The organism is Gilliamella sp. A7, from assembly GCF_002142015.1.
Lineage (GTDB): Bacteria > Pseudomonadota > Gammaproteobacteria > Enterobacterales > Orbaceae > Gilliamella > Gilliamella apis_A.
Genome location: NZ_NASN01000064.1, coordinates 1 through 12192, shown reverse-complemented (window position 1 = coordinate 12192; position 12192 = coordinate 1). Strand labels below are relative to the sequence as shown.

At 33.0% G+C, this 12192-nt stretch carries 10 protein-coding genes, 1 pseudogene and 1 CRISPR repeat array; of the genes and pseudogenes, 5 read left to right on the top strand and 6 right to left on the bottom strand.

Translation table 11 applies throughout. The annotated features are described in order from the left end of the window. The first annotated feature begins 195 nt into the window (after window positions 1–195). Both ddaH and B6D18_RS11335 read left to right on the top strand, forming a co-directional pair. Window positions 196–966, top strand: coding sequence for a dimethylargininase (gene ddaH, locus B6D18_RS11340; RefSeq protein ID WP_086364544.1), 771 nt, complete (start codon window positions 196–198; stop codon window positions 964–966). A 44-nt stretch (window positions 967–1010) separates the two neighbouring features. Next, the gene (locus B6D18_RS11335) at window positions 1011–2420 is read left to right on the top strand and encodes a basic amino acid/polyamine antiporter (RefSeq protein ID WP_086364543.1); all 1410 of its coding nucleotides are present in this window, start codon (window positions 1011–1013) and stop codon (window positions 2418–2420) included. Window positions 2421–2435: 15 nt separating this feature from the next. On the opposite strand, the gene B6D18_RS11330 is transcribed toward B6D18_RS11335, so the two are convergent. Together B6D18_RS11330 and nfi are read right to left on the bottom strand one after the other, a co-directional pair. Next, the gene (locus tag B6D18_RS11330) at window positions 2436–3182 is read right to left on the bottom strand and encodes a tRNA1(Val) (adenine(37)-N6)-methyltransferase (protein WP_158092585.1); all 747 of its coding nucleotides are present in this window, start codon (window positions 3180–3182) and stop codon (window positions 2436–2438) included. Further along, window positions 3172–3843 carry a deoxyribonuclease V gene (gene nfi / locus B6D18_RS11325; protein ID WP_086364541.1) on the bottom strand — a complete coding sequence of 224 codons (672 nt, stop codon included), beginning with the start codon at window positions 3841–3843 and terminating at the stop codon, window positions 3172–3174. The genes B6D18_RS11330 and nfi overlap by 11 nt, the downstream gene beginning before the upstream one ends. A gap of 54 nt (window positions 3844–3897) precedes the next feature. On the opposite strand from nfi, the gene B6D18_RS11320 reads away from it, so the two are divergent. Then, window positions 3898–4479, top strand: coding sequence for a YigZ family protein (locus tag B6D18_RS11320; protein ID WP_086364540.1), 582 nt, complete (start codon window positions 3898–3900; stop codon window positions 4477–4479). Between the two features lie 95 nt (window positions 4480–4574). Then, a CRISPR array of direct repeats spans window positions 4575–5152; the repeat unit is 29 nt; unit sequence GTGTTCCCTATACACATAGGGATAAACCG. Between the two features lie 205 nt (window positions 5153–5357). Beyond that, window positions 5358–5807 carry a hypothetical protein gene (locus tag B6D18_RS11315; RefSeq protein WP_086364539.1) on the top strand — a complete coding sequence of 150 codons (450 nt, stop codon included), beginning with the start codon at window positions 5358–5360 and terminating at the stop codon, window positions 5805–5807. Window positions 5808–5984: 177 nt separating this feature from the next. Here B6D18_RS11315 and B6D18_RS11310 read toward each other — a convergent pair whose 3' ends face one another. The 3 genes from B6D18_RS11310 to B6D18_RS11300 form a co-directional block, all read right to left on the bottom strand. Next, window positions 5985–6635, bottom strand: a complete 651-nt coding sequence (locus B6D18_RS11310; RefSeq protein WP_086364538.1) for a hypothetical protein — start codon at window positions 6633–6635, stop codon at window positions 5985–5987. Window positions 6636–6828: 193 nt separating this feature from the next. Then, window positions 6829–7620: a hypothetical protein gene (locus B6D18_RS11305; RefSeq protein WP_086364537.1), complete on the bottom strand. Its 792-nt coding sequence runs from the start codon at window positions 7618–7620 to the stop codon at window positions 6829–6831. A 33-nt stretch (window positions 7621–7653) separates the two neighbouring features. After that, complete coding sequence (locus B6D18_RS11300) at window positions 7654–8856, bottom strand: MFS transporter (RefSeq protein WP_086364536.1); 1203 nt, start codon at window positions 8854–8856, stop codon at window positions 7654–7656. A gap of 225 nt (window positions 8857–9081) precedes the next feature. Between B6D18_RS11300 and B6D18_RS11295 the strand changes: the two genes are divergently transcribed. Continuing rightward, window positions 9082–9987 carry a LysR family transcriptional regulator gene (locus tag B6D18_RS11295; RefSeq protein WP_086364535.1) on the top strand — a complete coding sequence of 302 codons (906 nt, stop codon included), beginning with the start codon at window positions 9082–9084 and terminating at the stop codon, window positions 9985–9987. A 764-nt stretch (window positions 9988–10751) separates the two neighbouring features. Here the strand turns inward: B6D18_RS11295 and B6D18_RS11290 are convergent. Beyond that, a pseudogene (locus tag B6D18_RS11290) lies at window positions 10752–12192 on the bottom strand (hypothetical protein); the annotation flags it as partial.

The following is a 12192-nucleotide window of genomic DNA, read 5'->3' as shown; positions in this document are numbered from 1 at the left end:
TAGCTATTCTTATTTTATATAATACAATTCACTGTTGTTGCTCACCATTTATAAATTCCTCACAATCCCACTTAACAACAAAATAGCATAAAAATGCATATTATAAATCTATAAGCTAATCAAAAAGATTGATTTCGTCTTTTTAATGAATTATTATTCAAAATTAATGCATAATTATTATAAGGAGTTTATAAGATGAAAAAATTTAGCCATATCATTGCTAGAACACCAGCGAAATCATTAATCAATGGCCTAACGTCGGCTAATCTAGGCAAACCTGACTATCAAAAAGCGCTCGATCAACATAACAGTTACATTCGAGCATTACAACAGTGTGATGTCGATATTACAATTTTACCAGCTAGCGAACAATTTCCTGATTCAGTTTTTGTCGAAGACGTTGCCCTTTGTACGCCTCATTGCGTAATTATTACTAGACCAGGAGCCGAATCTCGTCGAGCAGAAACTGAGTTAATCACTGAAGCGGTTAGTCGCTTTTATCCAAATAAAGTGGAATATATTCAGGCACCAGGTACCGTTGAGGCCGGTGATATCATGATGGTTGAAAATCACTTCTATATTGGTCTATCTGCTCGTACCAATCAAGAAGGTGCAAACCAAATGATTGCAATATTGGAAAAATATGGTTTAACTGGTTCGGTCGTCACTTTAGAAAAAGTATTACACTTAAAAACGGGACTTGCCTATTTGGAACACAATAACTTATTAGCTGCAGGTGAATTTATTACTAAGCCAGAATTTCAACATCTCAATATTATTGAGATCCCTGAACAAGAAAGTTATGCCGCTAACTGTATATGGGTCAATGAACGGGTAATAATGCCAGCTGGTTATCCAATTACCAAAGCAAAAATTGAAGCACTCGGTTATCAAGTCATTGAAGTTGATACTTCAGAATATCGCAAAATCGATGGTGGAGTAAGCTGTATGTCATTGCGATTTTAATTTAAAAAACCACAAAAATTAAACCAATTAAATAAGAAAACAATATGAATACACCAGTAAGAAAAAAGCTTGGCATACTTCCTCTCACATTACTGGTGGTGGGAAGTATTGTCGGTAGTGGTATTTTTAGTTTACCACAAAATATGGCCGAAGGCGCCGGTGCAGGTGCGATACTTATCGCATGGGCCGTAACATTATTCGGCATGTTTATGCTGACACGAATATTTCAATATCTTTCTATTCGGTTTTACAAAATTAATGAAGGTTTATATGGTTATGTTCGTGAAGGGTTTGGGGATTATATCGGTTTTAATGCTGCATGGGGTTATTGGATATCAGCTTGGATGTCTTGCACCAGCTATTTAGTTATCTTATTTAGTGCATTAGGATCCTTTGACTGTTTTGCATTTTTCGGTAATGGTACAACAATTCCTGCCGTTATTGCTGGACTTATCTTTTTATGGATCATGCACTTTTTTGTTATCAACGGAATTTACCAAGCATTTTTACTTAATTGTCTAGTCACGATAGCTAAAATTGTACCTATCGGTTTATTTATCGTTTGTGTTGTATTAGCCTTTAAAGTTTCAACTTTTAACACTGATTTTTGGGGAACACCACAATTAGGTTCAATCATTGATCAGGTAAAATATACTATGCTTTATACAGTATGGGTTTATTTGGGGATTGAAAGTGCTACTGTCTATGCTGCACGAGCGAAAAATATAATCAGTATAAGTCGAGCCACCTTTTTTGGTTTTGCCATTACAAGTCTTTTATTAGTTTGTGTTTCCGTTCTTTCATTAGGCATTGTGCCACAACATGAACTCGCACAAATGAAAAATCCGTCAATGGCAGTGGTAATTGAACATGTCGTTGGTAGTTGGGGGGCCACATTTATTAATATAGGTTTGATAGTTTCAGTAAGTGGTGGATTATTGTCGTGGTTAATGTTAGCTGCAGAAATGTTATTTTTAGCCGGTCAAGGTAAACAACATACTGTTCCTAGCTGCTTTGGTAAACTTAATAAAAACAGCACGCCAGCTAATGCTTTATGGTTAACAACCAGCTTAATTAGCTTGTTGATTATACTTGCTCATTTTTATGAATCTGGTTATAACACCCTGATTCAATTATCAACATCTATGGTGCTGATCCCCTATCTACTTTCAGCACTGTTTATGTTTAAATTAGCAATACATCAACCTAGAAAATATCTCATTTTCATTGGTGCATTTGGCTCGCTATATGGATTTTGGTTGATCTATGCTGGTGGCATATCATATTTACTACTATCAATGATCTTATATAGTGTTGGGCTACTGTTTTATCTTTATGCCAGAAAGCAAAGACAACTGTCAGCATTTAGCTATTTACATGATAAAATTTATGCCATAGCTATAGTGGTACTTGCCATTATTGCCATTATTTATTTTTATATCATTCCTCATTAATCAATAAATTAGGCGTTATTTTCGAAATAGATAAAAATCAGCCAACAATTGTCTAAATTGTTGGGAATAACGCCCTTCTTCATCTCGCATACACAAGAATTGGCGTTCAACACTAGCATGCCGATTAAATGAAAATGCCATCAATACTAATGAATAGTCTTTATTTGCTGTATATTTAACTTGTAGTTCATGACATAAATATAACTGATTTGACACACTTAATTGCTTAAATTGGTCAGCGAGATGATAAGGTAACACTAGACAAAACAATCCATTTGGTTTCAATAAGCGCCTCACCACATCTATAAGCTGCTGATAATTGAGACTTTCAGTATAACGGGCTAATTGCCGTTCTGTGCTACGACACTCTACAGCAGACTGAAAATAAGGAGGATTAGTGACAATTAAATCATAACATCCTTGCTCAGTGGTCCTAAATTGATTCACATCGATATTTAATGGCTCAATATTTTTAAATCCTGCATTTAAGCTATTCTCTCGACATTGCAATACCGCTTGCATATCGATATCAATTGCATCAATTTGACATGCTTGGTGTTCTATACGTTGAGCCAACATTAAGGCAATTACACCGCATCCGGTACCGATATCTAAAACATATTGTACATCATCCTTAATTGGTACCCATGCACCTAATAAACAACTATCAGTTGTCACCTTCATTGGGCTTTTATCATGGGCAACAAAAAAACGTTTAAAGGTAAATCCACCTTGTTTTAACGATAATTGATTATTTGGCATGATTAAACTTTCTAAATAATGGCTTATTTGAGGCAATTGCATCAGCCCATCGAGTTGGTTCAGGCAATCGATAACCACGTAAGCATTGATTAACCCAATGTAACGCACTTGTTTGGCTGATTCTATGTCCTGCGGAAACAAACAACGGATTACAGTTATTTTTACTTTGCAATACCCAACCTATCTGCTCTTGCTTATCAAGTAAAGGCGTTACCTTTCCAGCAAGTTTAGGTTGCACTTCATACTGTCCACATAACTTTCTTTTTGCAACGCCAATAGTTGGCATATCTAATAATAGCCCCAGATGGCTAGCGATACCTAATCGTCTTGGATGTGCAACTCCTTGCCCATCAACCAATAATAAATCGGGTTTTTGCTTTAACTGTTGCCATGCATTGAGCAAAGCAGGATATTCACGAAAAGACAAATAACCAGGAATATAAGGAAAACTAGTTTCTAATCGAGCGATATGATACTCAACCACGACAAAATCAGGATAAGTCAACGTCACTATCGCGGCACGCGTAACCTTACCATCTTGCTCAAAACCAACATCTGTACCAGCAATTAATTTGATTGCTGGATTAAATTCATCAACCAGCCTCACCTGTTCGGCTAATTGTTGTTGTGAATGTTTTAATTGTGCTAAATTGATAGACATTTCAATTTTGCTCAGTATTATGAGTTGCAATAAAACGATTTTACCAGAATTAGTATGCCTTATACATTAACAAATCCTAGCCAATTAACCGAAGAGATAAAAAAAAGCCGCTTTATTGTCAATGCGGCTCCAATTATTAATGCTCAACAGGCAGCCGAGTTTATCGACAGCGTCAGTGATCCAAATGCAACACATAATTGTTGGGCATGGAAAATTGGTCAACAATATCGCTTTAATGATGATGGTGAACCAACTAGTACCGCAGGCCGCCCTATTTTATCTGCCATCGAAGGTCAAGATTGTGATCAGGTGGTAGTGGTAGTTACCCGTTATTTTGGTGGTATCAAATTAGGTACAGGTGGACTCATTCGGGCTTACGGTGGTTCGGCTAGTCATTGTTTACAACAAGCAGAATTAATTGAACTTATCGCTAGAATTTCTTTGCAATTTCACTGCTATTACAATGAATGGCCAATTATCGAAAACCGTTTAAAAGAACTGGATGCGCTCATTGAACAACAAGATTTTGATGCTGAAGGTGTAACTGTCAGTATTGCTATCACACTAGATAATCTAGCTATACTCAAAAAAAATATTAGCGATATTACTCGCGGTAGAGTGATTATCAAGACTTAAAATACCTGTATAAACACACAGTCAAATATAACAAAAAAATTGGTAGAAATCGTAAACTGAGTATTTTAATTATAAAACAAATGGTTATAATTAGAGTGTTCCCTATACACATAGGGATAAACCGGCACATTGTCAGAATGTGGCGGATTAGCGTATGTGTTCCCTATACACATAGGGATAAACCGTGATTGTTATGTCATCCCGGTTGATCGATTAGGTGTTCCCTATACACATAGGGATAAACCGTATATCTTTCATCAATTATATCCCATACACCAGTGTTCCCTATACACATAGGGATAAACCGCGCGTGTTGTTGAAGAGATTAAATTTGAAGGAGTGTTCCCTATACACATAGGGATAAACCGGGCCAGATCCGCATGAGGACTATATTTGAACAGTGTTCCCTATACACATAGGGATAAACCGGTAAGGGAAATGCGCAATCATTAAATTCTTGTGTGTTCCCTATACACATAGGGATAAACCGAAAAACTAACTGGTGTTAGTTTATTGTGGGATGTGTTCCCTATACACATAGGGATAAACCGTTTAGAATCAAATAAGAATCATAAAATTTATTGTGTTCCCTATACACATAGGGATAAACCGGGTTTGCTGAATGTTTTCGGTGATTGCTAGACGTGTTCCCTATACACATAGGGATAAACCAATTGCATTAGCTTAGAAAAAAATTAATGTTCCCCGTGGGTACAAGGGCAGACCGTACAATCGGTTTTTAAACAAAGTTTATTGTGTATAATATTCTACTTTACTACCGCAGAGGTAGTTATTAAATTCAGACAAACCGCCTTCTGGCGGTTTTTTATTGCTCCGAATTCCTAAATAACCTACTATTGCCTAAAAAAGGAGATGGTATGAAAAAGATTGTGTTGTTAGGGTTAGCCTGCTTTGCGTTGTGTGGTTGTGGTGATGATAAAGTGACAAAAGGGTATCTTGTTGGTAAATGGGACTGCACTAATAAAAAATATGAGAGTGAATTTGATTTTAAATTTGAAAAATACAGTGATTATTCTGAAGCAAGTAGCAAACAAGTAATTCGCTCATATAAAGTTGTTAATGGAGTTTTATTAAAGAAAACTGCGGATAACGAAGCTGAAGAGGTTGATTTGGATGAAATTTATAATAATCAAATAATAAAAGGTAATAGTGGTGATTGCGAATATACAACAATCAGAAATTTAGTAAAAAATTCAAATAATAAGTTTACTTCTGATTTAGAAATGATATTTAATTGTTCCTATAAAAATAATTCATTAGATAAATTTAAAATAAAAACAGAAAACGTTTGCACAAGAATAAAATAAATATTACTTAATGTGTTCCCTACCAATATAAAGATAGATTCAAAATGGATGAATATGACAGAGAGAGCTGGAAGTATTTTTGTTTTGTTTTCGAGTAAAATTCAACTATTTTTGACCAGCAAAACTCAATATTACTGGTCAAAAACTTACTAAAAGAGAATTAAATTTTCGGTTTGATTATTTAAACGTTACTAAATCTTTATAATGTTTATTTACAGCAGCTATTAACGACCTAACTTGTTCATCACCATCAATAAAAATGTAAACATTATCTAATCTAGGATAATATTGCTTGAAAAACTTTCCACTTTTAGTACCTGCAGGACAAAAATGGAAAACAAGTGCATCCTTGCTACAACCCATAGCCATAAAATCGTCCCAATAAAAAATACCTTCCATATCGATCGATTTTATGTAGATACCTTCTTGGAAATAAGCACAATAACATTCAACAGGCCATTCAAGATTTTTTTTATAAAGCTTCTTAACTGAACGTATTTCTAAATATATTTTGAAATAATGATCTACAAGATAGACTAAAATTCCTATGTCAATCAATAGAACTAAAGCAAAATAATTACCAATTTTGTAGGCCAAAGAAGGCGAGAATAAATTAATTATGTAAGTTACTATAATAACGAGGATAAAGGCAAGAATCACTGCAAAAAAAGTGAATATTGCCTTTTTAGGAAAATACATACGATGCATTATTCGGGGAATTTTTGCTAAAATATCTGCTCGGGATTCAAACTTAATTGTACGCTCAAACAAAAAATGCGCCTCTTTAGGATCGAAAGCATAATAAGGTTTTTTAACTCGTGGTTTCATTGATATTCCTAATACGATTTCTTTTAATGATAAACAGAATTATTATAGAACATCACGATTAGTTGTAAATTACCTCTTTCACTTTTCTATCGCATATAGGAATTCCCTTATAATTTTATGTAGTTAATTCTCCTATTAATATTTATTGTTAGCTAATATCTTTGTAAAACTTATTAAAATATTGAAGATAATTTTATTTATCTTTCAATTCATATACAGTACCGTCACCCCAAGTACCAATATAATAGCTACCATTATGATAAGCTAACGCTACTGCTCCAGATAAATTGCCAACTAAGGTCGATACTTTTTTAGTTTTTACATCAATTTTTCGAACCATTCCAGCACCATTATCAATAACGGCGGCAACATTTGGTGCAACTGTAACAATACCAACACCTGGGCGATTAAAATCCGAACCTAGCTCAGTTTTAGTGCCATTTGGGCTGATCATGGTTAAACGACCACTGTATTGTGAAACAACTAAACTGTTATCAGCTAATTGAGTTACACCAACTGGTGTGGTCAATCCACGAGCAATAATGCTTTTTTTCTTAGTTTTAAGATCAAGAGAAACTATCTCACCAGTTGAACGATTAGTAATGAGTAATTGGCCTTGATTAGAAAAAGCGATACCAGTAGGAGTATGATAACCATCAGATATTTTTTCTGATTTACCATTACTATCAATTTTTACAATATAATCATCGCCATATGATGAAACATAAACATTATCTTCTGCATCAATAACGATACCAGCTGGTGAAGATATACCTGAATAAAAAGTCTCTGTTTCACCATTTGATTTGACTCTCGTAACTGAGTTACCTGACCAATTGGTTACATACATTAATCCCTTACTATCAAACGCAATGCCTGTTGGTGCACTAAAGCTTGAAGAAATTTTAGTTAAATCAGCCATACAGAATGCTCCATAAAAACAACAAAATATAAATAGTGAAAATTGTAACAATCTTTTTTTCATGATGAGTCTCCTTAATAATTAATACCTACAATTTTATTTTCTATGATTACTTTTGATAAGTTGAATACCAACTAACGCTAAAACTAGATTAACAATTGTCAATAAGACACAAATAGCTATCACGCCATTCCAAGCCATATTTTGATAAACGATACCTAATAAATAGGTACCAATACTGCCTCCTGCCAAACAAGAAAGTAAATATAAGGATGAAATAGCTCCGCGTGAATTAATGGGTACATTTTTATTAAGCATGGCAATAACTAATGGTTGAATACCAAATACAAATAAAAACAAACTAAAAATCCCTAACCCAATAACATATAACCTTGAGCTATAACCAATAGTCACAACCGTTACACATACAGCTAACAAATAAATGATTAAAAGATAGCGTTCATTTATAACCCGTAATAATTTACTCGTAATTATGGTGCCAATAATCGCACTAAGCCCAGCAAAATTAAGCCATCCCAAAACTGTTGCAGATAAAGAAAAAGGTGCACTTTTTAGATAAAAAGTGAGTAGTGAAGATAATCCTAAATAAACAAAGAAAAGTAGAAAACCAACAGATAGAAATATTATCACTGTTTTATCAAATAATATTTTAATTGCCGTCAAATATGTACCAATTACACTGGTGGTTGAAGATTGATGGCTTGATTGTTTTATCGCGAAAGGAACAAAAAGACATGCTATCGTTATCAAACCGGCATATATGGCAAAGGCAACTTGCCAAGACCAAAAATCAGTTAACATAGCAACCAAACTTCGACTAAAAATAATACCTATAATTGAAGCTGAAATCATAATACCCATTGCTTGCGGTAACTTATGATTAGGCGTGTTTTTAGCTGTATAAGCAAACAATGCTGCCGGAACCGCTGCGGCAAAAAATCCGATCAATGACATAACCACCAAATATAAATTGAAACTATCTACAATCACAGATAACTCTAGGCAACAAACAGTTCCAATACTGCCAACCAAAACTAACAACTTGGTTGAAACTTTATCCGATAAAGGGCCATAAATAAAAAATGAGATAGCATAAAAAAAGCAAGATAAGCTAAATACATTTCTAGCAGCTAAAATATCGATATCATAAGTTTGTGAGATCTCTTGAAAGATAAGTTGGCTTATATAAACCGATCCAACTAACAGCACGATTAATAATGCTGATAGCACTAAACGCGGTTTTGTCTGTATTGAATCTTCTGTAAAGATGGATTCCATGAACAAAATACCAATTGCTAATTGACTAAATTTAAGAAAGGTTATCTAACAATGCAGCAATATAGAAATACATATTTTGTTATACGAAATTCGTATTGCAGAGAAAATGATACAAACAAATGCAAAAAGCAAAGTTCTCATTCATAATAATAGCCTGATTGAGATAGATAAATGACACAACCACTTACAAAATAGCTAAATAATTTATTAGGGATAATAAAATTTATGGACATCTATAGCAAAAGATTACCAACGATTAAGCAATTACAATATTTTATTGCTGTTTGTGAAGAACTCAGTTTTACTGGTGCAGCTGAAAAACTGGGCATTAGTCAACCCCCTCTTTCAACACAAATTAGGAATTTAGAAGACACTTTGCAAAGCACTCTGTTTTTGAGAAACTCACACAATGTGGTATTAACTAAAGAAGGGGAAATATTAAAATCCAAAGTAACACAATTATTGAATGATCTTTGTGCTATCACTAAAGCAAATAAAATAAATATCCTTGAAAAGATCACGATAGGGACAACAAAAACCTTATCTTTTGATTATATTCCATTTTTTAAATTGTTTTTGTCAGAATTTAAAGATGAAACTGAAATATATAAACATAATTATACATCGAAAGAACTACTACTTGAATTACAAAAAGGCAATATCGATTTTGCAATTGTCTCCGATTATCCAACTAGAGATTTTAGCGAAAACTCATTACTCATTTATCAAGAACCAGTAACATTAGTATTACCGGCAAGTCATCCATGTAGTCAACAAAATAAAGTAAATCTTAATGATGTAACTGATTTACCATTATTTTGGTTTAAACAACAGGTAAATCCTTTTTTTTACGATCAATGTGAACAAGTGTTCAATAAACTCGACCATCCACTATCTCGTCGAGCTGAACTTGCAGATAATTTATCTATGCTCCTGGAGGTTGCATTAGGTAAAGCAATGATGCTTCTACCACAATCAATGACACAAGCTAAAGTAGATGGAGTTACCTATAAAAAATTGATCTCAAATCAACATAAAAGATTAAAAATAAATATTTATCTTATATGGCGTAAAAATTTAAAAATTACCACAGTTAATCAGGCGGTAATAAATTATTTTAAACAAGGGTAAACTATAAAATGTGCTCATTAACAGCATAAAAAACCCCTTTCCTCAAAATTTTTGTTTTTAATTATTTGCTGATTATAGTAATTTACGTCGAAAACTTTCAATAAAGTTTTCGATAACACTATTGTTAGTATATCCATCTTGTTAATTTCCTTAACAACATGGTTTGCTTTGGATTTAAGTTTATATGCTTACCTTCAATTTCTACGCTTCGCTCATTAGAAAATAAATGTTCAGAAAGCAAATATGAATCTCATTGTTCCGAAGCAATATTTTGATTTAAACTTTTGTTCATTTGAACAAAAAACTACTGAAATCAATTATCATAATCACTTAAATCATATTTACCGATTAATTCATCCCCCAATGCTGTTTTGCGAATATTTTCAAAATAAATATGCAAATTACATTTTGGAAAAGCACAATAAACAAATTGATATTTTGTCACTTTCTAATTATATATGCTGAAATTTTGAAATGAAGCTGCAATATTTGCGTAACAATAAAAGCCGATTGTTTTAAATTCGTAGATTAAAAGCTTCATCAATTAGGCTGGAAAAATATGACATTGACTAAAATTTCAATGTTCATTTTCTGCTGTGAATTATTCGGCGTGATAATACTTAATGTACTATCACGCTAGTGATTAGGTTACTTTCCTTTTCAAACTTTAGTTATAACGTTCAATCCCAAAATTGTTTATAATTATAAATTCAATCGCTCTAATAAAATAAAAACACAAATTGATAAAATCTAACTATCAGTCACTACTTGCAAACAAGAAAATCAGGCGCATTCAATCTTTCGTCATCAACACCTATTAGTCCTGATCCTGAATTGACATCAACATGATTTCCATAATTACTGCCATAATAACGATCTTTTGTCCAATATCGATCCTTATTATGCTCCCAATTAGAGTCAGGATAAGATTCTTTAATCGTATAACCCCATTCAGGAAAAACCCCCTCACCAATTGCACGAGTGTAAGCATTGTAGATGGTTTGTTGTTTCCAATCACCTCTAACTTCATATAAAGGTGCATTAGTTAGTTCTTTATAAGAAAGTAAGTTATCTTCATCACATTTTTTAATTGCTTCCATCCAATTATCACGAAAACCTTTAACTGGATTTACCCATATACTGGTAGGATTGAAGGTATAATCATGTTTTACATTTGAATCTCGCTTTAATGTTGCACGAACAGTTACATCTCCTTTAGGTTTACCATTTAAAGTGACATAACCATTCTCATCAACTATAACTTGTTTTCCAGGATTATTGGGGATAGTAAAAGTATAATCACTTGCAGGACCATTAAAAATTAACTGAAACTTAGCACCTTTGAAACCAGTTGTTGGAAATTTTTTACCTCCTGATTCAGTTGGATTGATTTTAAATCCTAAATTTGGCACATAATCTGAATTATAACCGCCACCAGCGTCGGTTCTAGACGTATAATTAGGGTCATTCCATCCACTAAATGTATTGGAACTATCAAAACTTACCCATTGATAACTTGGATATTTTTCAATAGCATAAGGTTTTACATAGCAAAGCTTTGATGACAGTGAGATTTTGTATACTTTTTTTAATGTTACAAAATCACTTTGTTTTGGCTGACCATATTGTGAAAATGTTTGCACTTGATTACTTATCTCTAACCTTAATGGCAATGCGTAATCTGTTCCACATTCTGTTAGCTTTGTTTTATCGCTAGGAGTTATTTTATTACCATTAGCATCAAACCACTGCCAAACAGTTTCCGTCATTAAAAATGGTTGAATAGGATCAATACCGTCACCGTCTAGATCTTGATAATTAAGTTTATTATCTACTGCTTGATAATTAAATTGATTTACAACAAATTTATTTAGTTCTAAATTACCGTCAAACTCTTTAATTTCACCTTCTTTTATATTACCAGTTGATTCACTATAAAATACGCCATTTACTGTAAAACCATGTCCATCAGCTGCTACTTTTAGATTAACAACTTCAGGGCTATTTCCCTCAATAGCTTTGACAGTAAAACAATTTAAACCATAAGCATAAGGCAACATAGTTGAACATAGAAAAATAATAAGTAACTTTAATTTAAAAAATTGCTGAAATAAAAAGGATAATAAATTATTTAAAGTTAAAAACGGTTTAAATAAGAGTTGTAAAAAAAACGATATGCTTTTGTTTAAATGGTTATATAAATAC